Source organism: Nocardia sp. NPDC050406, from assembly GCF_044459025.1.
In the GTDB taxonomy this organism is placed as follows: domain Bacteria; phylum Actinomycetota; class Actinomycetes; order Mycobacteriales; family Mycobacteriaceae; genus Nocardia.
The window spans coordinates 187,711-210,689 of the sequence record NZ_JBITIM010000004.1; the positions used below are offsets into that span (position 1 = coordinate 187,711).

19 protein-coding genes are annotated in these 22,979 nt (G+C 67.8%); 10 read left to right on the forward strand and 9 right to left on the reverse strand.

What is annotated here, in order from left to right:
• Positions 1-327: 327 nt before the first annotated feature.
• Positions 328-2,199 carry a chromosomal replication initiator protein DnaA gene (dnaA, locus tag ACIBH2_RS29595; RefSeq protein WP_397123409.1) on the reverse strand — a complete coding sequence of 624 codons (1,872 nt, stop codon included), beginning with the start codon at positions 2,197-2,199 and terminating at the stop codon, positions 328-330.
• Between the two features lie 504 nt (positions 2,200-2,703).
• Between dnaA and rpmH the strand changes: the two genes are divergently transcribed.
• From rpmH to ACIBH2_RS29645, 10 genes are all read left to right on the forward strand, one after another.
• On the forward strand, positions 2,704-2,847 hold the full coding sequence (rpmH, locus tag ACIBH2_RS29600; RefSeq protein WP_306363413.1) for a 50S ribosomal protein L34: 144 nt from the start codon (positions 2,704-2,706) through the stop codon (positions 2,845-2,847).
• 110 nt (positions 2,848-2,957) lie between these two features.
• Positions 2,958-3,347, forward strand: a complete 390-nt coding sequence (gene rnpA / locus ACIBH2_RS29605) for a ribonuclease P protein component (RefSeq protein ID WP_397123412.1) — start codon at positions 2,958-2,960, stop codon at positions 3,345-3,347.
• A complete protein-coding gene (yidD, locus tag ACIBH2_RS29610; protein WP_397123414.1) occupies positions 3,344-3,691 on the forward strand; it encodes a membrane protein insertion efficiency factor YidD in 348 nt (115 codons plus the stop codon). The genes rnpA and yidD overlap by 4 nt, the downstream gene beginning before the upstream one ends.
• Positions 3,692-3,695: 4 nt before the next feature.
• Positions 3,696-4,775, forward strand: a complete 1,080-nt coding sequence (yidC, locus tag ACIBH2_RS29615; RefSeq protein ID WP_397123416.1) for a membrane protein insertase YidC — start codon at positions 3,696-3,698, stop codon at positions 4,773-4,775.
• Between the two features lie 67 nt (positions 4,776-4,842).
• Positions 4,843-5,379 carry a protein jag gene (locus ACIBH2_RS29620; RefSeq protein WP_397123418.1) on the forward strand — a complete coding sequence of 179 codons (537 nt, stop codon included), beginning with the start codon at positions 4,843-4,845 and terminating at the stop codon, positions 5,377-5,379.
• 135 nt (positions 5,380-5,514) lie between these two features.
• A complete protein-coding gene (gene rsmG / locus ACIBH2_RS29625; protein ID WP_397123420.1) occupies positions 5,515-6,213 on the forward strand; it encodes a 16S rRNA (guanine(527)-N(7))-methyltransferase RsmG in 699 nt (232 codons plus the stop codon).
• A 77-nt stretch (positions 6,214-6,290) separates the two neighbouring features.
• Positions 6,291-6,710, forward strand: coding sequence for a hypothetical protein (locus tag ACIBH2_RS29630; RefSeq protein ID WP_397123422.1), 420 nt, complete (start codon positions 6,291-6,293; stop codon positions 6,708-6,710).
• 427 nt (positions 6,711-7,137) lie between these two features.
• Complete coding sequence (locus ACIBH2_RS29635; RefSeq protein WP_397123424.1) at positions 7,138-8,166, forward strand: ParA family protein; 1,029 nt, start codon at positions 7,138-7,140, stop codon at positions 8,164-8,166.
• A gap of 4 nt (positions 8,167-8,170) precedes the next feature.
• Positions 8,171-9,175, forward strand: coding sequence for a ParB/RepB/Spo0J family partition protein (locus ACIBH2_RS29640; protein WP_397123427.1), 1,005 nt, complete (start codon positions 8,171-8,173; stop codon positions 9,173-9,175).
• 695 nt (positions 9,176-9,870) lie between these two features.
• On the forward strand, positions 9,871-10,602 hold the full coding sequence (locus ACIBH2_RS29645) for a GNAT family N-acetyltransferase (RefSeq protein ID WP_397123429.1): 732 nt from the start codon (positions 9,871-9,873) through the stop codon (positions 10,600-10,602).
• Positions 10,603-10,674: 72 nt separating this feature from the next.
• Here ACIBH2_RS29645 and ACIBH2_RS29650 read toward each other — a convergent pair whose 3' ends face one another.
• From ACIBH2_RS29650 to ACIBH2_RS29685, 8 genes are all read right to left on the reverse strand, one after another.
• Positions 10,675-11,871, reverse strand: coding sequence for an N-acetylmuramoyl-L-alanine amidase (locus ACIBH2_RS29650; RefSeq protein WP_397123431.1), 1,197 nt, complete (start codon positions 11,869-11,871; stop codon positions 10,675-10,677).
• Positions 11,872-12,017: 146 nt separating this feature from the next.
• Positions 12,018-12,356, reverse strand: coding sequence for a thioredoxin (gene trxA, locus ACIBH2_RS29655; RefSeq protein ID WP_397123434.1), 339 nt, complete (start codon positions 12,354-12,356; stop codon positions 12,018-12,020).
• A gap of 8 nt (positions 12,357-12,364) precedes the next feature.
• On the reverse strand, positions 12,365-13,348 hold the full coding sequence (trxB, locus tag ACIBH2_RS29660; RefSeq protein ID WP_397123436.1) for a thioredoxin-disulfide reductase: 984 nt from the start codon (positions 13,346-13,348) through the stop codon (positions 12,365-12,367).
• A gap of 210 nt (positions 13,349-13,558) precedes the next feature.
• Positions 13,559-14,500 carry a hypothetical protein gene (locus ACIBH2_RS29665; protein WP_397123439.1) on the reverse strand — a complete coding sequence of 314 codons (942 nt, stop codon included), beginning with the start codon at positions 14,498-14,500 and terminating at the stop codon, positions 13,559-13,561.
• Positions 14,501-14,689: 189 nt separating this feature from the next.
• Positions 14,690-15,280, reverse strand: coding sequence for an RNA polymerase sigma factor SigM (gene sigM / locus ACIBH2_RS29670; protein ID WP_397123442.1), 591 nt, complete (start codon positions 15,278-15,280; stop codon positions 14,690-14,692).
• Between the two features lie 220 nt (positions 15,281-15,500).
• Positions 15,501-19,556: a murein biosynthesis integral membrane protein MurJ gene (murJ, locus tag ACIBH2_RS29675; protein ID WP_397123445.1), complete on the reverse strand. Its 4,056-nt coding sequence runs from the start codon at positions 19,554-19,556 to the stop codon at positions 15,501-15,503.
• Between the two features lie 277 nt (positions 19,557-19,833).
• Entirely contained in the window at positions 19,834-22,380 is a 2,547-nt protein-coding gene (locus ACIBH2_RS29680; protein WP_397123447.1) for a DUF6049 family protein, read from the reverse strand.
• Positions 22,377-22,916, reverse strand: coding sequence for an NUDIX hydrolase (locus tag ACIBH2_RS29685; protein ID WP_397123449.1), 540 nt, complete (start codon positions 22,914-22,916; stop codon positions 22,377-22,379). The genes ACIBH2_RS29680 and ACIBH2_RS29685 overlap by 4 nt, the downstream gene beginning before the upstream one ends.
• Between the last annotated feature and the right edge of the window lie 63 nt (positions 22,917-22,979).

Consider the following 22,979-nt stretch of genomic DNA (forward strand, 5'->3'; position numbering starts at 1 on the left):
CCACCATCACGCCCCACTCTGCGCACATGGGAGCGAATCCGGGGACAACTCGAGGATTCCTCGAGGACCTGACAGGGAGTCCTCGAGGAATCCACAGGCCATATCTCGAGTCCGGGCAGGTCAGTGCCCGTGGATGAATCCACCTGTGGGAACTGTGCACGAAAAGTTGTGCACCCCTGTTAGCGAAGCCCTGTGCGCAAACCGGTGGACAACAGTGGGATTCCTCGAGGAATCCACACGGTTTCCTCGAGGACTCCTCGAGGAATCCCCAACCCCGAAAACAACAGACCCCCACGTCAGCGGACGTGGGGGCCTGTTAGCTGTGGATCAGCGCGAGCGTTGCTTGATACGGGCTGTGAGTTCTTGAACCTGGTCGTAGACCCGCCTGCGCTCGGTCATCTCCTTGCGCACTTTCTTCTCGGCGTACATGACCGTCGTGTGGTCGCGGCCGAAGGCCTGACCGATCTTCGGTAGGGATAGGTCGGTCAGCTCGCGGCACAGGTACATGGCGATCTGCCGGGCCTGTGCGAGCGGGCGCGCCTTGCCGGGACCGGTCAGCTCCTCGAGCGTCGTATTGAAGTACTCCGCGGTCACCGCCATGATGGTGGCCGCCGTGATCTCCAGCGTGGCGGTGTCGGGCATGAGATCGCGCAGCACCACCTCGGCCAGCGACAGGTCGAGCGGCTGGCCGTTGAGCGAGGCGAAGGCGGTCACCCGAATGAGCGCGCCCTCCAGCTCGCGGATATTGCGCTCCACCCGGCTGGCGATGAGTTCGAGCACGTCGTGCGGCACATCGAGACGGTCCATCCGAGCCTTCTTGCGCAGGATGGCGATTCGCGTCTCCAGCTCGGGCGGCTGCACATCGGTGATGAGGCCCCATTCGAACCGGGTGCGCAGCCGCTCCTCCAGGGTGGCCAGCTGCTTGGGCGGGCGGTCCGAGGAGACCACGATCTGCTTGTTCGCGTTGTGCAGCGTGTTGAAGGTGTGGAAGAACTCCTCCTGGATGCCTTCCTTACCTTCGATGAACTGGATGTCGTCGACGAGCAGAATGTCGGTCTCGCGGTAGCGGCGCTTGAACGCCACCTTCCGGTCGTCGCGCAGCGAGTTGATGAAGTCGTTGGTGAACTCCTCGGTGGACACGTACTTCACCCGCATGCCCGGGAACAGCCGCTGGGCGTAGTGCCCGGCCGCGTGCAGCAGGTGCGTCTTGCCCAAACCCGAAGCGCCCCAAACGAACAGCGGGTTGTACGCACGCGCCGGGGCCTCCGCGATGGCCACCGCGGCGGCATGGGCGAAGCGATTCGAGGCGCCGATCACGAAGGTCTCGAAGGTGTACTTGGCGTTCAAGCTGGCCGAGGACGGCGAGGGGGTGTCGCGCTCGGGCGACTTGTTGAAATAGGTAGGCCAGGAGTTGCGGGCATTCACCACCGGCTCGTCGTCGTCCTCCACCGGCCGCCGCGCGGCGGGCATGGGTTCGGGCTCCGGCTCCGGTTCGGTCGGGAACAGCGATTCCTGCCCGGGCGGCATGGCGGGAGCCCGATGCGGGGCCTCGCGCCGCCGGGGCGCGGCCTGCGCGGGCGGAGCCATGGGCTGCGAGACCGGCTCGGGCATACGCTCCGGCATGGGCTCCGGCAATTCCTCGGCCATCGGCGGCTGTCCGTAATCCGCCGTCTGTCCGTAATCCACAGGCGCGTAGTCGTTGTCCCGATCCGAATACTCGGAAGGCTCCAGGTAGCGCGGGGGTTCGGGATAGTCCGGGGCGCTCTGATAGCGCGGCGGCTGGCGCTCGACCATGCGCGGTTCGGGGGCGGAGGGGTAGGAGGGCGGCGCCTGCTGCGGCTCGCGCGGACGCTCCGGGCGCGAGGTCATTCGGGCGTGCCGGGGGTTGGGCGCGCGATCGGCGGGCGGGTGCTGCGGTGCGGCGATGCGCACGCCGAGGCCCTCCACCTGCGGACCGAGCCGCCGCGCCAGCGAACGCAGGATCGGTTCGCGCAGATCGCGTTCCACCACCTGCTGGGCCAGCGGGCCGGACACCGAGAGCAGGGCGAATCCCTGTGCGAAGGTGATCGGCGTAATGAGCCCCAACCAGGCTTTGAGAGCCTTGGACACGGGCTGAATCTCACCGTCGGTGGAGCCCGCGGTGAGTTCGGCCACGACATCGGGCCATACGGCGGTCAACTCGTTCTGCTCGGCGTCCACGAACGTTCGTCCTCCCCGGAGTAGGTCGATAGGAGCAGACGGTCGGGCACTGCTCGGATCTCCCATATTCCGGGCACAGCGAAGGACGCGTCGGCCCTACGAATATGCCACTCCAGGGGTCTTTCCACACAATTATCCACAGATGTGGACAACCTGGGGATACGCGTGTCGGCGCGTGGAATCCCCCGAATCGGGCGTGTACCTGCGGTTCTTCAGCAACCATCCAGCAAAGAATGGGCGACCCCTCAGGAAGCCGTGCCAAGGACCGTACACGAGGACCCCGGCTCGAGACGAACGCCCAGGAAGATCGCCCGCGACGGCGATCCCCGACCCGAGTTTGCTTCTCGTTCAGGTGATCAGTACCCTCGTACAGTCACCCTATGGTGCGGTGGCGGCTGTCTGCTGCCCGTGCCGCTGGGTATTGCGCGCGAGTCTCTCGCGAACATGTTTCACCGACAAGCTTCGGGCGTCACAGGGCGCCCACCACCTAGAGGAGTGTTGACCGTGGCCAAGGGCAAGCGGACGTTCCAGCCGAACAACCGTCGTCGGGCGCGGGTCCACGGGTTCCGTCTCCGGATGCGGACCCGTGCGGGCCGTGCCATCGTTTCCGCGCGTCGCGGCAAGGGCCGCGCCCGGCTCACTGCCTGATTCGGGTAGTACCCGGATTCGGCGTCGCATGACCGGCTCGCCGTACCCTGCCGGACGCACGGTCTCGTTGCTCCGGATTCCCGCCCATTCCCTCCCGCTCGGACGCTCAGGTGCTGCCTGAGCCCTATCGGCTGCATCGGCGTACCGACTTCTCCCGGACGGTGCGCCGCGGCCGACGGATTGGGAGGCGGGACCTTGTCGTGCATGTACTACTAGCCGACGAGCAGGAAGCGGCGAACCCGGACCACCCGAGTACTCGGATGGGCGGGCCGCGATTCGGATTGATCGTCAGCAAGGCGGTGGGCAATGCGGTGGTTCGCCACCGGGTCGCCCGCCGCCTGCGTCATATCTGCGCGAGCGTGATCGTCGATCTCCCCGACGGCGCTGATGTCGTACTGCGCGCACTGCCCGGCGCGGCGGACGCACCGTCCGAGGAACTGCGACGGCAGCTGCGTACCGGACTGCGCAAACTCGGCGTACTCACCGGCAGTGACGCATGACCACCCTGCGCGCCGCCGCGCGGCTACCCGCCCGGGCCCTGATCTTTCTCATCGAGCTGTATCGGACCTACGTCTCCCCCACTCGTATGCCGGTGTGTCGATTCACTCCCACCTGTAGCGAGTACGCGGTGACAGCGTTGCGCACCCGAGGTCTGTTCGTCGGACTCGGACTGGCGGCCGTGCGTCTGGCCAAATGTGCGCCCTGGCACCCTGGTGGGTGGGACCCCGTTCCGGAGCGGAAGAACTCGCCCGCGCGAGCCGAGATCTCCGAGCCGAACGCGGCATCGACTTGTAAAGGGTCACCGCCCGCGGTGACCGGCGATACGACCGACGGGAGTGCATAGCGCCGTGCTCGATTTCATCTACTATCCGGTGTCGGCCATTCTGTGGTTCTGGCACCGCGCCTTCGGGTTCGTGCTGGGCAACGACAATGGTTGGGCCTGGGCACTCGCCGTGGTGTTCCTGGTGTTCACGCTGCGCCTGGTGCTGTACAAGCCCTTCGTGAAGCAGGTGCGCACCACCAAGCAGATGCAGGAGTTGCAGCCGCAGATCAAGGCGCTGCAGGCCAAGTACAAGAACGACCGCCAGAAGATGGCGCTCGAAATGCAGAAGCTGCAGAAGGACCACGGCTTCAATCCGCTCATGGGCTGTCTGCCCGTGCTGCTGCAGGTGCCGGTGTTCCTCGGCCTGTTCCATGTGCTGCGCTCGTTCAACCGGACCGGTAGCGGCTTCGGTCAGCTCGGCATGTCGGTGCAGGAGAACGCCAACACCGCGAACTACATCTTCAGCGCGGCCGACGTCCAATCCTTCCTGGGCGCACGTATTTTCGGCGCTCCGCTCTCGGCCATGATCACCATGCCGGACAGCATGATGGAGGCGTTCACCGTCTCCGGTGGTGAGCCGTCCCGGGTGGCCATCGCGGCCGTCTCCATTCCGCTGATGATCATCGCGGGCGTCGCGACGCACTTCAACGCGCGCGCCTCGGTGGCCCGGCAGAGCCCGGAAGCGCTCGCCAATCCGCAGGCCGCCCTGATGAACAAGCTGGCGCTGTACGTCTTCCCGCTCGGCGTGCTCGTCGGTGGTCCGTTCCTGCCCGTCGCCATCCTCATCTACTGGGTCTCCAACAACATCTGGACCTACGTGCAGCAGCACTTCGTGTTCGGCCGGATGGAGAAGGAAGAAGAGGAGCGCAAGGCGGCCGCCATCGAGAAGCGCGCCGCGAACGCTCCCAAGCCCGGTGCCAAGCCGGTCGATGTCCGCAAGAAGTCGGCGGCCTCCGACGACACCGTCACCGACGCCGATGCCGCCGCACCGGCTCCCGCGACGCAGAACGGCGCGAAGCCCAAGCCCGGCGCCAAGGCGACTGGCGGCAAGAAGCGCTCCGGCGGCGGCAACCGAGGTCGCGCCAATCAGAAGAAGCGGCGCTGAGCCGACCCCCCAAGCATTCGACGGCGTGCGAGTCTGCGCCGACAACTGCAGATGAAGGAAATTGACAATGACTGTTGAGACCGACGGAGGGGACCCCACTGTGACGGCAGCTGCGGCGGACACGGATGTCGTGAACGACGCCGAGGAGGCGCTCATCGAAGAAGGCGAGATCGCGGGCGACTACCTCGAGCAGCTCCTGGATGTGCTCGACTTCGACGGCGATATCGATCTCGATGTCGAGGGTGACCGCGCCGTGGTGAGCATCGACGGCGGCAAGGATCTGACCAAGCTGGTCGGCCGCCGCGGTGAGGTGCTCGACGCCCTCCAGGAGCTGACCCGTCTGGCCGTGCAGCAGGCGACCGGCGTCCGCAGCCGCCTCATGCTCGATGTGGCGGGCTGGCGCGCCAAGCGTCGTTCGGAGCTGAGCGCCCTCGGCAAGGAAGCGGCCGAGCGGGTCGTGAAGTCCGGCGAGCGGGAATCGCTCACGCCCATGACTCCGTTCGAGCGCAAGATCGTGCACGACGCCGTGGCATCCGTCGAGGGCGTCACGAGTGAGAGCGAAGGCGTGGAGCCGAACCGTCGCGTGGTCGTCCTCCCGGCCTGACACGCTCGACGCGAAAACCACAGGGCCCCCGGTTCTCGGAACCGGGGGCCCTACGCTTATCCCGTAGTCCCCTCCCCCGCCGTGCCTCTCGCGGGGATGCTCGGGCGCACTCCCTGAGAGCGATTCTTCGGAAGGATGTTTCACGTGGAACCAGGTGCCGATGTGACCGCCCCTGATCTCGAGCCGCCCGCCGAGGCGGCGATCGTCTTCGGGGACCGGTTGTCGATCGCTCGGAAGTATTGCGACGCACTCGCGAGCGCGGGTGTGGAGCGCGGGCTGATCGGTCCGCGCGAGGTGCCCCGGCTGTGGGATCGGCACATCCTCAACTGCGCGGTGATCGGTGAGCTCATTCCGCAGGGGGCGACGGTGGTGGATGTGGGCAGCGGCGCGGGGCTGCCCGGAATCCCGCTCGCCATCGCTCGGCCGGACCTTCGAATCACCTTGGTGGAGCCGCTGTTGCGGCGGACGGTCTTTCTGGCCGAGTTCATCGAGTCGGCCGGATTGGATGTCACCGTCGTACGCGGGCGAGCCGAGCAGTCCGGGGTGAAGAAGGAAGCCGGGGGTGCGGATGTGGTCACGTCACGTGCCGTCGCTCCGCTCGCGAAGCTGGCCGGGTGGTCCATGCCGCTGGTGCACGAGCACGGTCGGATGTTGGCGCTCAAGGGAATCAGCGCCGCGGAGGAACTCGAGCGCGACCGCGACGAGCTGACGCGGGCGGGCGCGGGCAAGGCTCAGGTCTTGGAGTGTGGCGTCGGCGTGCTCGCCACCCCGACGGTGGTCATCAGTGCCGAACGGCTCCCCCGCTCCGAGCGTCGCAAGAAGCGCGGGCGCTGACTCGCGCGGCTGCCGGGCGGTGGCCGCCTCGGTTCAATTGAGTTGCTTCCTTGTTTCACGTGGAACAGGCTCGGGCTGTGCGATTTCTGAATGTTGATGTGGAGATCCGTGACGATGCGGATCTGACGGCTCTGCGCGATGCGTTGCAGACCGTCGATACGAGCGTCGCTCCGCTCTACTGCGGCGCGGAGGACGAGGGGCGGTGGCTGCTCTCGTTCGAGGTCTATGTCGAGCCCGCCAGTGAGCCGGACGCGGTGGCCGCCGCCTGCTGCGCGGCGATCGAGCGATTGCCCGCGGAGGCGCGTGCCCGCTGGGACGGCGCGGAGGATCGAGTGTTCGACTTCGGCTACGACGCTGTCGCGGAGAGTCGAACCGGAGCACCGATGCTCTCGGTGGGGACGCTGGCGCGGCTTGCCGATCTCGGTGCGCGGGTGGCGGTCTCGGTCTACGCGCACGACATTGTTTCCCGTGAAACAACTCCGGAGCCCCCGCAGTGATCGTTCGACCGTCACAGTGACGACTCAGCATCGGGGTCTCGCTCACCTCTCGGTACTCGTCGGTTTCATGTGAAACATCGCGCGGTGTCCGATTTTTGAACGAAAGTGGTGCGCCGGACGAAGTTTGGTGCGGGAAACGCGTGTCGTACCGCAATCGCCCCCGTTCAACTTCCGTATTGTCTTCAGTGCTGGCAAGCTAGGAGCGTCGAGCGTGAACGCAGACCCGCGATGCCCGACACCCGGCTCGGAAGCGGCTTCGGAATGGGTATCGATCTCGCACCACGCACCGTCTCGGTGGCAACGCAACGTCGCGTGGCGGCGAGTAGCGGCGGCTCCGCCGACCGATCCATGACCGCGGTTGCGATCGCCTGGGTGCGCCTCATCAGCTCGACCACGTGTCTTGAAGTTCTCGGGGTTAGGAGCCTTTATGTCGAACGGTCCAGCGAATGTTTCACGGGAAACAACGTCGCGGGTCCCCGGATTGTTGGATGCCGAAAGCTTCGGGACCGACGAGTTCGGCCGCACCGCCTTCGGGAACATCTCCCCCGCCGAGACTCCGATCGCCGCTGAGGCTCAGCGCGCCAGCCAGATTCTGCACCCCGGAACGGCGAGTGTGCCGCGCCCCAAGGAACAGCGCGTGCTCACCATCGCCAATCAGAAGGGTGGCGTCGGCAAGACCACCACGGCGGTGAATCTCGCGGCCGCGCTCGCGATTCAGGGCATGCGGGTGTTGGTGATCGATCTCGATCCGCAGGGCAATGCGAGTACGGCGCTCGGCGTGGAGCACCACTCCGGGGTGCCCTCCAGCTACGAGTTGCTCATCGGCGAGGTGTCGGTCAAGGACGCCATTCAGCAGAGTCCGCACAATGAACGGCTGCTGTGCATTCCGGCCACCATCGACCTCGCCGGTGCGGAGATCGAACTCGTCTCCATGGTGGCGCGCGAGAGCCGGTTGAAGACCGCCATCGAACAGGCCAACCTCGCCGGGTACGACATCGACTACGTCATGATCGACTGCCCGCCGTCGCTGGGTCTGCTCACCGTCAATGCCATGGTGGCGGCCAAGGAGGTGCTGATCCCCATTCAGTGCGAGTACTACGCGCTGGAGGGCGTGGGTCAGCTGCTCCGCAATATCAGCCTGGTGCAGTCGCACCTGAACCCCGAATTGCATGTCTCCACCGTCGTTCTCACCATGTACGACGGGCGCACCAAGCTCGCCGATCAGGTGGCCGAGGAGGTTCGCGGGCACTTCGGTGACGCGGTGCTGAAGTCGGTCATCCCCCGCAGCGTCAAGGTCTCCGAGGCTCCCGGCTACGGCATGACCGTGCTCAATTACGATCCCGGTTCCCGAGGTGCGATGAGCTACCTCGATGCCGGGCGCGAGCTCGCGGCGCGGGCGGCCGTCGAGGCGAATGCCACGGCGGCCGACAACAACACGGATGAAAGGGGTCGATAGGCCGATGAGTCAGGCGAAGAAGGGCGGACTGGGACGCGGTCTCGCCGCATTGATCCCGACCGGGCCCACGGCCACCCAAGGGCTCGGCAGCGCCGCCGCCAACGTCGTCATCGGCCTGGATCCCATTGGGCCGCAACCGGCTACCGCGTATCTGCATCGGGTTCCCGATCCGGCCGACGGTGAGGGGCCCGGGGCGGTCTACAAGGAGATCCCGCCGGAGCAGATCGAGCCCAACCCGAAACAGCCGCGCACGGTCTTCGAGGAAGAGGCGCTCGCCGAACTGGTGCACTCCATCAAGGAATTCGGCCTCATGCAGCCGATCGTGGTGCGCCAGCTCGATACGCTGCCCGAGCCTCGGTATCAGCTCATCATGGGCGAGCGGCGGTGGCGGGCCAGCCAGGAGGCGGGGCTCGCCGCCATTCCGGCGATCGTGCGCGAGACCGCGGATGAATCGCTGCTGCGGGACGCGTTGTTGGAGAACATCCATCGCGTGCAGCTGAATCCGCTCGAAGAGGCGGCGGCCTATCAGCAGCTGCTGGAGGAATTCGGGGTCACCCACGAGGAACTGGCTACCCGAATCGGCCGCTCCCGTCCGGTCGTGACGAATATGATTCGCCTGCTGAAGCTTCCGATTCCGGTGCAGCGTCGGGTGGCGGCGGGGGTGCTCTCCGCCGGGCACGCTCGCGCGCTGCTCGCACTGGAGGGTGGGGCCGAGGCGCAGGAGGCGCTCGCGGCACGGATCGTCGCCGAGGGTCTCTCGGTTCGGGCCACCGAGGAAGCCGTCACCCTGGCCAATCGGAATCCGGATGCCGCGGCCACTCCCCCGGCGCCCAAACGCAAGCCGATCCAGATGCCGGGTCTACAAGATGTGGCGGAGCGGTTGTCGGAATCGTTCGATACGCGCGTGACCGTCGCGCTCGGCAAGCGCAAGGGCAAGATCGTCGTCGAGTTCGGTTCCGTCGAGGATTTGGAGCGAATTGTGAGCCTGATGGAGCAAACAAAGCTCTAACCCGGGGCCTTCGGGCGAAACGTCACTGTGACGGGACCCCACTCTCGGGTGGGCTCTCAGGGGCTTCGCCCCCGAACCCCCAAAAGCGGGCACTCGGGCTCTGGCCCAGCCCCCGGAAGCGTTCAGTCGGTGACTAGACCCGAAACCCGGGATCACGGGCTCTTGGTGACTCCCACTTGAAAACCAGGATCGGGTTGGCTGTGACTGGAACCCCGGACCCCAGGATCGTGCTGGCGGGTCGCTCGGACCCGGACCCCCGGATCGGTCGGCTGCGACTCGGACTGCGGGATCAGGTTGGCGGTGGCTCGGACTCGGACCCCGGGATCGGGCTGGCGGTGTCTCGGACCCCGAGCGTGCGATTGGGCTCTCAGGGGCTTGGCTCCAAATCCCCGTCATCGGGGCTTGGTCGGAAACGTAGTCGCCGCAACCCGACTCGGTGGTTTGGGTGGGGCTGTGGGTGGCTGTATTTCCACGTGGAACAGAATGGACTTCGGACCACGCTTTCTCGGCAACTCAGTGAAAGGTTCGGTAAGTGACAACTGATCTCGTGAGGGTCGGGGGAACTCACCGGGTACGTCTAGAATCGGTTCGGCACCCAACCGGCGGTATGTGTGCGGGCCCGGTGGCGGCACTGAGGTTTCTGGGTGTCGGGGGAGCGTGTGAATGAATCGGAGAGCTGGAGGCTGAGCAGAGCGGTGTCGACCAGCGTTACCGCACTTACCCTCGGCGGACTCGACAAACTTCCCGGACACGCGCGCCGGTGCGTGTTCTGGGAGATCGACCCTGCCGTGGCGGCGGACTCCCGGGAATTCAGCGACCCGGTCTTCGACAAGGAGGCCTGGCTCTCCACCGTCATGCTCGAATGGGGGCTGTGCGGGCAGGTCGCGATGGTGGACGGGCAGTCCGCGGGCTGCGCCCTGTACTCGCCGCCCAGCGCCTCACCGCGCGCCGGACTCTTCCCCACCTCCCCGGTGAGCCCGGATGCCGTGCTGCTGACCACGCTGCGGGCCGAATTCCCCTACCAGGACACCGATGTAGCCCAACTGCTCATCCAGGCCGTGGTGGGCGATCTGATGCGACGCGGCGTGCGCGCCATCGAGGCGTTCGGCATCCGCAAGGATCCGCCGACCACCTCCATGTCGGACCGGAATATCGGCTCCATGCGCCTGATGGAGCGCATCGACACTCCCCCGCGCGGCATCCCCACCGCCACGTCGTCGACGCGCTGCACCCCGGACAACTGCATGATCGAGGCCGATTTCCTGGAGGATGTCGGATTCAAAGTCGTTGCCTCGCATCATCGGTTCCCGCGGTTGCGGCTGGAGCTCGACAGCGACCACCTCTGGAAGGAAGACGTGGAGCGGGCGCTGGATCAGCTGCTGGCCGCCGCGTCGATGACCGAGCCGGGCCGCGTGCTCTGCTTTTGACCCGCCTCACAACGCCGCCCACGAACGAAGCGAGCCCCCGGGAATCCGGGGGCTCGCTCTCTGTCGTCCAGCTCAGATGCGGTCGGCCGCAGCCAATTCCTCGGCCAACAGCTCCGCGAAGGTGTATGTCCCGGTGGGCTGATCGTCCTGTCCGAGCAGGTACAGCCGCTTCACCGAGATGAGAATGGCTTCGGCGATCACATCGCGCATGCGCGGGTTGGTGAGCACCGAGGCGTCGTAATCGTTGGTGAGATAACCGATATCGACCTGCACGGTCGGCATCTTGGTGAGCCGCAACAGATCCCAGGTGCGGGCGTGCGTGCGGCAGTCCTGTAGCGAGGTGCGCGCTACGATCTCGCGCTGGATGAATCCGGCCAACACCTGACCGATCATCGAGGTGGAGCCGTGTGAATTGCCGAAGTGGAAGCTGGCGACGCCGCTGGCCGAGGAGCTCGGATTGCTGGCGCAGCGCAGCGAGATCATGAGGTCGGCATCGAAGGTGTTGGAGGTCTCCGCGCGTTCGGCATCGGAGGGATTGGCTCCCCACGGACGCGACAGGAAGGTCTCCATACCGGTGGCGGCCATGCGGCCCTCCAGCCGAGAGGCCAAGTCCCACAGGATTTCCGATTCGTACACGTCGCCGAATTCGCTCGGCACGGCACAGCCCTTGTCGGGCCCGCCCAGGCCGGGATCGATGACGATGCGCTTGCCGGTGAGTTGCGGCCCGGCGCGGTGCACGACCTCTTCCTCGGCGATGCGATGGGGATTGCCGCCGGTCACGCGCGCGCCCAGCAGATCCAGCGACCGCAGGGTATCCGGACCGCAGATACCGTCCGAGGCGAGGCCGATCTCGCGCTGGAACGAGGTCAGCGCGTCGTGGGTGTGCGGTCCGAAATAGCCGTCCACACGGTGCACGTAGAAGCCCAGATCCTGGAGCCGCCGCTGCAAGGTGGCGACATCGTCGCCGTACAGCGGGGCCGACAGCTGGTAGATGAGCGTGCGAGCGCCGAGCCGATAGGACGCCTCTTTCAGCGCCCGATAGGTCGCCGGACCCACGACGCCGTCGACCAGAAGTCCGCGATACTGCTGGAAGGCACGTACCGCGGAATCCAGGTCGTGATCGAAGACGGCGTCGGAATCCTTCCAGTACTCACCATTGCGCGCGGGCTGTTCGCCATGCGGGTGAGTGTGCAGGAACCCGAGACTTGCGAGGGTGCTCCGAACCTCTGCTACGGCTGGACCAGTATCGCCGTGACGAAGTCGGTGCATGCGTGAGAGCCCTTTCCTTCCGCCAACCCGGGTACCCACTCATGCGCAGGTGTAATCCTTCGCACGACCGGAGCGTCGGTCGATTGTCTCAGACCTGGACCGCATTTCGGCAATTCCGGTGGGTCCAGGCATCCTACGGCGAGTCGTCAGATAACACCTTCGAGTTCACGCAGAAGGGCGGCTTTGCCCTTCGCGCCGACGATTCGCTTGGTCTCCTTGCCCCCCTCGAACAGCACCATCGTAGGCAACGACAGAATGCCGTAGTGCTTCGAGGTCTCCGGATTGGCGTCGGCGTCGACCTTGGCGATGGTCAGCTTGTCGCCGTGTGTGGCGGCGATCTCCTCGAGCACGGGAGCGACCATCTTGCAGGGACCGCACCACGCCGCCCAGAAGTCGACCAGCACCGGCTTCTCGCTGACCAACACCTGATCGGCGAAGGTCTGGTCGGTGACGGTGATCGTCGCGGTGGTCTTGGCGTCGGACATGGTTACTCCTACTTGGTTACTTCGACCGGCGCACCGGCGTGTTCGAGGGTATTGCTCGTGATGTCGCCCTGGTCGGCGAGCCAGCGTTCGGCGTCGATGGCCGCGCGGCAGCCGGTTCCGGCGGCGGTGATGGCCTGGCGGTAGGTGTGGTCGACCAGGTCACCGGCGGCGAAGACGCCCGGCACCGAGGTGTAGGTGCTCTGGCCCTGGACCTCCACGTAGCCCTCGCCGTCCAGATCGACCTGGCCGCGCACCAGTTCGCTGCGCGGGTCGTGGCCGATGGCGACGAACAGGCCGGTGGCGGCCAGCTCCGAGGTCTCCCCCGTCTTGGTGTCGCGCACGGTCAGGCTGGTGACGCTGTTCTCGCCGTTGACCCGAATGATCTCAGAGTTCAGCAGGAAGCGGATCTTCTCGTTGTTCTTGGCGCGCTCCAGCATGATGCGGGAGGCGCGGAACTCCTCGCGGCGGTGCACGATGGTCACGCTGGAGGCGAATTTGGTGAGGAAGGTCGCCTCTTCCATGGCGGAGTCGCCGCCGCCGACCACCACGATGTCCTGGCCCTTGAAGAAGAAGCCGTCGCAGGTGGCGCAGGCGCTCACGCCGCGGCCGAGCAGTTCCTGTTCACCGGGGACGCCCAGGTAGCGCGCCGCCGAGCCCATGGCCAGGATGACCGCGTAGGCCTCGTAGGTCTCGCCGCCGACCACGACCTTCTTGATGGGGCCGCTCAGGTCGAGCTCGTCGACATCCTCGGTGCGGATATCGGCGCCGAAGCGCTTGGCCTGCTCCCGCATCTCTTCCATGAGGTCGGGGCCCATGATGCCGTCGCGGAAGCCGGGGAAGTTCTCGACCTCGGTGGTGGTCATGAGCGCGCCGCCGAACTGGGTGCCCTCGAAGAGGATCGGTTCGAGTTCCGCACGGGCCGCGTACACGGCCGCGGTGTATCCGGCGGGCCCGGAACCGACGATGATCAGGTCGCGAACAGACGTGCTCAATGGGCCCTCCGAGGACGATGTGAAACTCAGCGTGTCGGTCAACAACAGCCTAAACGCTGTTGTTCCCCGCCCCTCTGACCGGGAGGGACGGGGGTGGCATGGGTCTCAGGAGCGCTGCCCCCGAGACCCCCGAAAGGGGTGCGAAGCGGGCCCCCAGACCGGGCGATAGGGAGCAGCGAATGTCCGTCACGCCCAGGTCAGGTGGCGGCCTCAGCCGATGTCGGCGTTGGCGAGGAGTTGGGCGTCGTCGGGGCCGCAGTTGGTGCCGAGGACGACGGCGGTGATGGTGGGGGCGTTGGGGCCGGTGAGCAGCACCAGGACGGCGGACCGGCCGGAGTAGGTGACATTGCGGGAGCCGAGGATGCCGCGGTCGAGGCCCGCGGCGCGCAGGCAGCCGGTCAGCGCCTCGCGGGAGGCGAGTGGGCCGGTAACTTCGTTGCGGCCCATGACCGTCAGCACCTCGGAGGGCGAAAGGGTCTCTCCCAGTTGCATTTCCACGGGGTGGGCGGTGGGGGCCGCGTCACCGCCGCGCATGGCGTCGGCCGCCACGAAGGCTCCGGCGATGAGGGCGACGGCGGCGGCTATCGCGGTGATCCAGCGCAGGCGGCCCGACCAGGGGGCCGGTTCCCGCACGTGGTCGGCGTCGTCGAAGTCGTGGGCGTCGAAATCCGCGGTGTCGCGGTCGAATTCGGCGGGGTCGAGATCGAGGTCGGTGGCGGTCAGCTCGCCGGTGTCGAGTGGGGAGAGTACGGGCATCGGCGCGGTGGCGGCGGGCCTCGGCGCGACGGCGCGGGGCCGCTGACCGGGTTGCGGCGGGGTGTCGCGCTCGAGGGGGGCGGGGCGGTCTGGATGGATGCGATGCACGGTGGCGCTTCGTTCGTTCCGATCGGGAGTGGAGAGGTCGTCGATCATGCGTTCCAGCCGGGCGGTGACCTCGGCGGGCATGGGGTGCAGCATGCGCTCGTCGCGGCCGAGGGCGCGCAGTTCGTCGTTCACGCCGTCGAGGGCGCGCAGATAGCGCATGGCCTCGGGATCGCGACGCACCTGCGGCCAGAGCCGCCGGGAGAGGTGGTCGGGCATGTTTCCGGCGTGCAGATCGGCCAGCAGTTCGGTCGAGTAGGGCGGTTGCGGCACGGTGTCGGTCGCCGCCATTACGCCTCCGGTCGTCTCTGGTACGCGGGTGCCCCGGGCCTGCGCCCGTACGGGTCCGCGTGCCGCTGCTGCGCCTTGCTCGTCCACTGCCCCTCCAGGTCGGGCCTGTCATGGGAATTGGCGGACCCGCGCCAACGGGTCCGTGGGAACATCGACATTCGCTTTTCTTCTATTAGTGACGCATATGCGCTACGGCCGGTTCCCGCCATCGCGCAACGATTTCAGGTGTTCCTCGAGCCGCCGCCGTCCACGCGAGCACCGACTCTTGACGGTGCCTTCCGGAACGCCGAGCAGTTTCGCCGCATCCGCGACCGAATACCCTTCCAGCTCGACCGCGACCAGCGCGGTGCGTTGCTCGTCGGGCAGCGCGAACAGTGCGGCGTCCACGATCATCGTCGTTTCCGCCGCCGCGAAATCGTCTCGGGCATAACGGGGTTCGGGCAGCGACTCGTCCGCCAACGGTACCGTGCGACGCAGCTTGTTGCGGCGAATCCGGTCGAGACACGCGTTGAGCACGATGGTGTGCAGCCAACTGCGCACCTCGGCGTCACCGCGGAAGGTCGCCGCCTTGCGATGCGCGGACAGCAAAGCGTCCTGGAGCGAATCGGCGGCATCCTCCGGCGTGTAGGAGGCGCGAACGGCCGTCTGCCACAGATGATCTCGATGGCGGCGCAATAGCTCGGCGAAGGCGTGCCGGTCTCCCCCGGCGTGGGCGGTGAGCAGGGCGTGGTCGGGGGCGTCCAGCAACCCCTCGTGGCCGTCATTCGGTTGAGAGGACAATACGAACCCCTAGCACCGATCCCAGGAACTCTCCTGCCGAGAGCAGCCATGATCATATCGGTGATAACGATTCGGCAGCAACGAACCAGAGAATATTTACGCAGCTAGCGGGGCTGGTCCGGGCGAATCGGGCGGGCCGGTGCGGTCACGGCCGGACTTCTCTCATGAACTGCGCGAGCCGGGCGGCCGCATCGATGGGGCCGGGGCTGCCTTCGCGTCCTTACGGCGCGGCCTCGAAACGAACCTCGGAGATCTGGGACTGGAACTGTCCCCCGTTGTTGCCCAGCGCGGTGATCCAGATGAGCACGTAGCGTGCGGGCTGATCGCCCTCCACCGGAATCTCGGTGACCCCGTTGCCGAGCACCGCCTGCCCGATCAGCTGAGTCTGATCGAGCGTCGGCGCGGCGGTCGGAGAGGTGCGGATCTCGACCTGCGTCCCCGGGGTCGGCGAATCGATGGTCACCTTGGTGAGCTTGCTCGGGCTGCCCAGCGTGGCCAGCACCCCGACCCCCTTCTTGAGGGCCGGGAACTGCTGGAAGTACTGGTCGGTGCGCCACAGCGTGGCCGGATCGTTGTCCAACACGCCGGACACGCTGCCGATCCCGTCCGGGGTGCCCTCCGGGGAGAACACCGATACGCCGGTGATCGGCACCGGCACCCCACCCGCGGCCGGAGCGGTCGGGGAGGGCGCGGTGCCGGGGACGAGCGGGGCGGAGCTGGGCGTGGTGAGCCCGATATTGCGCTGTTCGTTGAGCGGCTGCTCCGAGGCGCCCGGCGCGAAAATGCTGAGCAGCCACCAGATCACGACGCCGACCACCAGCGCGGCGAGCACACCGAGCCCGACCAGGATCCACATCATCCGCTGCGAGCGTTCCTTCTCGGCGGCGAGCAGCTCCGGATCGGCGAGGGTCTCGTCGGGCACGCTGGGCGGCTTCTGGCCCAGGCGTAGCACCGGGATGAAATCGGTCTTCTGATCGACCACCGACGCCTGCTCCAGCACGTGCTGGACGGTCGCCGCGGTCCGCACGCCCTTGTTGGATTCCAGCGAGCGCACCGCGACCGCGGAGATCTCGAAGGGCACCTCGGGCCGAATCTGCCTGGGCTCCACCGGAGTTCCGTCCGGTCCGAAATCGGCCAGCCGCAGCCCGCCGACGGTGGCGGCACTGCCCGTCACGCCGCCGGTCCGAATGGGCCAGCGGGCGACGGTGAGGGCGTAGAGCATGGCGCCGAGCCCGCGCACATCCGACTGCGCGTCGGAATCCGACAGCGTGCCCGGGAAGGCGAGCACCGCATCGCCATTGGCGCTGATGCGAATGCGGTCCGGATGGTCGATGGATAGCGATCCGCCGCCGCGGTGGGCCATTTCGGCCGCCGCCGCCAACGCCCGAATGGCGCGCGCCGCGCCGATCGGGGAGGGCTGGGTGTCGGCCATCTCCTTGAGCGAGCGACCGGGTGTCCACTCGGCCACCACGATGCCGCCGGAGGAGCCGCGCACCACGTCGAGCACGCGCGCCAGGCCGGGCGAATTGATCCGCCCCAGGCGCAGCGTGCGCGACAGAATCGCCTGCGGCCCATCGTGTCCGGAGTTGTCGGCGTCCTTCTGGTCGGCGTCCACGAAGGTGAGCGCGACCTCGCGGTCGAGCTTCACGTCCAGGGCCTGCCAGAACCGCAATCCGCGCGCGCCGCCACAGCTGGCCAGCAGCCGGTACCGGCCGCCCGCCACGGACGCGCCCGGAATCAGCTTGGGACCGCGCTGAACTCGCTTGGACGGTGCCTCGATCCGTAGCGGCGGCATCGGCATGATGCCCGTCTGCGTGGGATCGGCCGGTGCCTCGGCGCTCGAATCCGCTTGCCGGGGTTGGTCGGGGCCGGATCCGGCGGAGTCCGCCGTCTCTCTGCTCGCCGCGTCCCCGGGCTGTTGCGACCCCGGAGGAACATCGGTCGAGAGCCCGCCTCCCGCGGCCGCTGCGGATTCGGCGGCCGGGACGTTGCCCGCCGCGTCGTCGCTCACCCTCGTTCCTCCTTCGCCGTAATTCCGTGCCCGACTCGGTTCGTCGACGGCGTGGACGTCGTGTTCCGACGCTGCGCGCGCGTCGCCCGACACCGCGCGAGTACCCGAACCTGCTTCGCCGCGAACGCCGGATCCGGCGGTTGCGTTTCTCTGCGCAACAGGGTACGGGAACTCACCCGTCCCGGTGATGTCAACCGCACCGGGTCGGATGACGGGAAGCACCATGGTCTGTGCGTCGAGATAGGGGTCGTACCGGTAGTAGTACGGCGCGGCGCGCAGATCGGCCGCGGGCAGCACCGTGGTGGCTTCGATTCCGGGGGGACCTTCGAGGTCCAGATCGGGTGCGGGCGGCGTGAAGCCGAGGCGGCGCGAGATGGCGACCGTAATGGCCACGATCTCCGGAATCCCGGCCAGCCGCATGAGGCCGAAGGCCACCGCGAACATGACGATGGCGGTGAGCCCGATCCGGATGAGCGATCCGATCCCGCCGAAGGAGTCCGAAAGCCGGTGCAGGCCCAGCACTTTGTCCACGATCCACATGACCGCGCCGCCCGCCAGCGAGGCCAGCACGACCCGGGTGACGGTGCGCCCGACATTGGTCATGCGCAGATCGCCGAGGCTCTGGTGCAGCAGCCAGCCGCCGATGAGCGCACCGGCCACGAAGCCCAGCCCATTGGCCACGCCGAGGCCGATCACCACGTTGTTCTCGCCGAGCACCATCGGGGCCACCACCGACAGCACGATCTTGACGGTGGTGATGCCGAGGATGATCCAGGTGGGCGTCCACGCCTGTTCGCGCGCGTAGAACACGCGCAGGTGGATCAGGACCATGGCATACGGAATCAGCGTGAAGGCCGACCAGGACACCGCCTCGCCGAGCCGCACGGCATCGTCGCCGAAATTGCCGTAGCCGTAGAGGGCTTGGCCGATCTGCGGTCCGGCCAGGGTCAGGAAGGTGACCACCGGAACCAGCGCGATCATGGTGAGTCGGGTCGCCGCGCCGAGATCGTCGACCACGGCGGGCGTGTCGTCGGCGGCGGCATTGCGACTCAGGCGCGGCATGATGGCCGTCAGCACGGTCACGCCGAGCACGCCGTACGGCAATTGCAGCAGCAGCCACGCGTTCTGGTAGATCGCCGGACCGGCCTCGTCCACATGGGAGGAGATGCGGGTGGCGATGGTCCAACCGGCCTGGCTGATGAAGACGTAGAGAATGATGGCCGCGCCCATCCCCGCGAACATCTTGAGCCGGGCGTCCACTCCCCACAGCGGCTTCAGGTCGATGCCCTCGCGCCGGATGGCGGGCACCAGGCTCACCACCTGCACGATCACGCCGAGGGTGACGCCGACGCCGAGCAACAGCAGTTTCGGCTCACCCATCTTCACCGGGTCGACGCTGATCTCCCCCGGCGTGATGGCGTAGAGCACGAGCACGACCAGCACCACGATGTTGTTCAGCACCGGCGCCCACGCACCGGGTTTGAACACCTGATGGGTATTGAGAATGGCCGTGAGCAGGGCCGTCATGCCGTAGAAGAGGATGGCGGGCACCAGCAGGAAGGTCAGCGCGGTGGTGAGCCCGACGTCGACCTGGCCGTCGTCGGACAGGAAGACGTGGGTCACCAGCAGCGGTGTCGCGGCGGTGACGAGCAGGGTGCCGAGGCCGAGCACGGTCAGTGCCGCGGTGAACAGTCGCCGCACGAAGGCCGCGCCGCCGTCGGGGTCCTCCTTCTCCGCGCGCACCAGGGTCGGCACCACGATGGCGGTGAGGACCGCGCCGAGCAGCAGCTCGGAGATCATGGTCGGAATGGTGCTGGCGACGGTGAAGGCCGAGGCGATGGCCGGGCCGAGCACGGTGAGCAGCAGCAGCTGTTTGCCGAAGCCGGTGATGCGGCTGATCAGGGTCGCGAAGGCGATGGACCCGGACTCCTTGACCAGCCGGGCATTCGAATCATCGGTCCGCTCGGCCGTTTTCAGCGCCGCGGTGGCCGGGCGCGCGCCGTGGCGCGGCAGCGGCCGGGGCTGGCGGTCCGAGGGCGGGGTCGGATAGCGCTGCGGACCGGGTCCCGCCGGTCGTTGCTGCGGGTTCTGGTGTCCCCAGTGGTAGCGCTCCTCCGGCGGCACGGCGGCGGGCGGTGCGGGGCGCGGGCGGGGTTGGGGCCGCGGTTGTGGCTGTGGGCGCTGTGGCGGCTGCGGTCGCTGTGGCGGCGGTCCGGCCGGACGGCGCAGGACGGGCCCGTCCTCCGCCGGTGGGCGCGGGCGCATGGGTGGAAGACCGGACGGTTGACCCGGTTGCGGTTGCGGTTGACCCGGTCGCGGTCGACCGGGTTGGGGCTGTCGGCCCGGCGGCATACCGGGTCCACCGGGTTGTCGTCCCACGCCTCGCTCCCAAGGTGCTGACGGGGCGCGCCGCGGTGGCGGCCCCTCTGGCTCTCGTCCCGATGAGCGCGGTGGTTCCCCATGCTCGCTCATCGGTGCTCCTGTGGCGTGCGGGCGGACCCGCACCCCGTGGGCGCGATGAGGGCGACACATTCGTGTCTCATCACGCCTCCTTCCGTTGCTCCCGCTTACGCGCCCGCCGGAATCTGTTCACCCGGCGTCGCGTCTCGGGGTCGAACCCCTCGTCCGCCGGGTCCGCCTCGCCCCGGAACCGGTGCCAGAGTCGACGACCGGCCAGGAGCAGCAGCAGCGCACCAGCGCACGCGGTAATTATTGCCAACGCCTGACCATAGGCGTTGGAACGCACCGACACCGTTACCGCATTGCCCAGCGGCACGCCGTCGGGCGTGGTAAGTGCGATGGGGATCACCAGGTTTCGGCTGTCGCTCACTTCGGTGGGGATCTGGAAGGAGCGGGTTCCCTTGGCGGGCAATACCTGTTCACCGATATCGGTGATATTCGTCTCGGCGGGTGCGTCGATGCGGAATTTCACGCGAATGGCGACGGGGAGATCATTGCGCGCCACCAGCAGTAGCGGACTCTGCTCCGAGGCGAGGGTGTACACGCCGCCTGGCGGCAGGACGTTCACCAATTGATACAGCTCCCCCACCGTCCGACCGGTCTGGTCCAGACGGCGTTGCGCGGTGGTGTCCGGCTGTCCCTCGCCGCCGCGGTCGGAGAGGGTGAGCACACGAATCAAATCGTCGCGCAGCGGGGTCAGGAAGGCGCGCGGGCTCAGATCCTGTTGCGGCACATCGACCAGCGCGTTCATCAATTCGGTGACGCGCCGGGCCTGGTCGCGCACCGGATCGGCGAAGTAGCGCGGTACCGACTGGTCGGCGGCCTGGCTGAGATAGTCCAGTTCGTAGGGCTGCGCGTCGGCGGGCTGCGCGAGTAGATCCTGGAACGCGCGCGGGGTGGCGAGATTGTTGCGGAAGAGCAGTTCCAGCTGACCGAGCAGCGCGGTCGCCTCGTCCCGGTTCGCGCCCCACTGCTGCGGCGGCATGAGCAGCGCCGAACGCGGCCGATCGGGCTGGGGATTGAGCGCCGACCAGGAGATCGCGCCGAGCGCGTCCTGGAGCCGGGCGGCGCGCGAATCGTTGGTGACGTCGTAGCGCACCGCGTCCGGGGTGAAGGCGGGGGTCGGCGGATGGGAGCCCACGGCGGCCAGTGCGGTGGCCGACCAGATATCGAAGGTGGCGACCCGCAGCCCGGGGTCGGCGGGCGGCGGCGTCCCGGCCACCGGCGCGGTGGTCACATCGGGCAGCCGCACAACGTCGGGATTGCCGGGGGCGGGCTCGGCGGCGGGTGAGGTGGTCGCACTGGTGGCGGTGGATCGGCCGTCGGTGGGCACGACCGCGTTGTCGGCGAGCACCGTGGTGGTGAACCCGTGAGCGGTGATCAGCTCGGCGGCCTCGGTGTCGATGGTGCCCGCGTCGGGCAGGCTCACCCCGCGCACCGATTTGATCGACAGCAGCGAGTCGATCAAATCGGCGGGTCCGTTGAGGGCGCGGTCGGTCAGTGTCGGATCGTCGACGGCCGCCAGCGCGGTCTCGTCGACCTGCGCGAAGGGCAGCGCGACCGTGCACAGGCCGGGCGCGAGGGTGCGCAGCCGTTCCAGCCAGTTCTTGGCGGCCTCGGTGCCGGTGCCCTCCCGGGTGGGGCCGTCGGGATCGGACGGGCTGGCCAGCACCCGGTAGCCCAGGATCATGTCCGACACGGTGATGAGCAGATCCGGGTCGATGGCCAGACACAGCGCGCTGGCCAGGTCGCGGTGCCCGCCGTCGGGCCGCACCGCCGACTCCACCGCCGAGAGCAATTGGTCGAGCCGTCCGCCGGTGGCCAGCGAGGAGGCCAGCTCGTCATCGGTGAGCAGGGCCTGACCCTCGGCGGAGCCGGGAATGCCCGCCACCAGCCGGGGTCGGTCGGCCAGCGGCCAGATCATGGTGGTGGCCACCGGCGGAGCCTCCGGTGCGGCCGGAACCGGCGGCGGCGCGGTGGTATTCGCGTCGGCGGCCGCGGGCAGGCCGAGCACCGGCAGCAGGAAGCGGGCGTCGTCGAGGCGGGCCTGATTGCCGTAGGCGGGTTCGCCGTTGACATTGAGCAGCAGCGGGTAGACGCCGGGGGCGGTGATGTCGACGGTGGAGACGTCCTCGGGCAGTTCGCCTCCCGCGCGCAGCGCGACGGTCAGGCTGAACTGTTTGCGCTGTCCGGGGCTGAGTCGCTCGGCCACATCCTTGAATTGGCCGGTGACGTCGTAGTTGATCTGGTCCAGGCGCAGCGAACTGCGCAGTCCGCTGGCCGAATCGACGGCCCCCGCGCGCTGGATGCGGATGCTCACGTCGTCCACCACCCGGTCGCCGATATTGGTGACCGTCCCCGACACCACGAAATACGGGTCGCTGGTGGTGGTGATCGCCGTGGGCGTCACCGAATCCAGGGAGAGCTTCAGGAATTTCGGACTCGACGAGTCGACGCCGTCACCGTTGCCGTTGGGTTGCGCGGCGGCGGGCAGGGCGCACACGGCGGTCGCCAGCACGGCCAGCATCACCGCGACGAACGACGAAATCGAGCGGTGCAGCGTCCAATTCGTTCGAGTCGGGTGAGCCGCCGCCGTGTGCTTCCGACGCCCAGACCCCGCACGCGTCATTGTCTGCCGTTCTCCATCCGATCGATCAGCCGGTTCGCCACCTCCGCCAGCCGCCGTTCGTCGGCATACGCGAGGCGAGAATCCAGTTCGCTCAACGGAACCCAGGCCACCTTGGTGACCTCCACGTCGGCGTCGGAGAGTTCCCCGCCGATGGACCGCATGAGGTAGTGGTGCACGGTCTTGTGTACCCGTCGGCCCTCGGTCACGAACCAATAATCGATACTGCCCAGTTCGGCGACCACGGTGCCGCGAATTCCGGTCTCCTCGGCGACCTCGCGAATGGCGGTCTGTTCGGAGGTCTCACCCTCCTCGATATGTCCCTTGGGTAGTGACCAGAGCAACCGCCCGCGCCGGTCGGTGCGCCCGATCAGGGCCGCGCACCGCTTCTCGCTGGGACCGTCGAGGCCATCCACCACCAGGCCGCCCGCGGAGGTTTCGCGGACCGTGCGCATGCGTGGTTTGGCCGCACTACCGGCCGAACCACCACGGCGCCGGGGCTGGCGGCGTCGACTGTTCGCGCGATCGGCCGGGGACACTGCGTCAGTCTAGCGGGGAGAGTCCGATCAGCCGCCCCGCTGCGCCGAGGTGCCGTTTCGCCG

Excerpts from the sequence above, each read along its gene's own strand:
- yidD (WP_397123414.1), top strand. The coding sequence starts at position 3,344 with ATGACCACCCTGCGCGCCGCCGCGCGGCTACCCGCCCGGGCCCTGATC.
- ACIBH2_RS29620 (WP_397123418.1), top strand. The coding sequence starts at position 4,843 with ATGACTGTTGAGACCGACGGAGGGGACCCCACTGTGACGGCAGCTGCG.
- rsmG (WP_397123420.1), top strand. The coding sequence starts at position 5,515 with ATGTTTCACGTGGAACCAGGTGCCGATGTGACCGCCCCTGATCTCGAG.
- ACIBH2_RS29635 (WP_397123424.1), top strand. The coding sequence starts at position 7,138 with ATGTCGAACGGTCCAGCGAATGTTTCACGGGAAACAACGTCGCGGGTC.
- ACIBH2_RS29640 (WP_397123427.1), top strand. The coding sequence starts at position 8,171 with ATGAGTCAGGCGAAGAAGGGCGGACTGGGACGCGGTCTCGCCGCATTG.
- ACIBH2_RS29650 (WP_397123431.1), bottom strand. The coding sequence starts at position 11,871 with ATGCACCGACTTCGTCACGGCGATACTGGTCCAGCCGTAGCAGAGGTT.
- trxA (WP_397123434.1), bottom strand. The coding sequence starts at position 12,356 with ATGTCCGACGCCAAGACCACCGCGACGATCACCGTCACCGACCAGACC.
- ACIBH2_RS29665 (WP_397123439.1), bottom strand. The coding sequence starts at position 14,500 with ATGGCGGCGACCGACACCGTGCCGCAACCGCCCTACTCGACCGAACTG.
- murJ (WP_397123445.1), bottom strand. The coding sequence starts at position 19,556 with ATGCGCCCGCGCCCACCGGCGGAGGACGGGCCCGTCCTGCGCCGTCCG.
- ACIBH2_RS29680 (WP_397123447.1), bottom strand. The coding sequence starts at position 22,380 with ATGACGCGTGCGGGGTCTGGGCGTCGGAAGCACACGGCGGCGGCTCAC.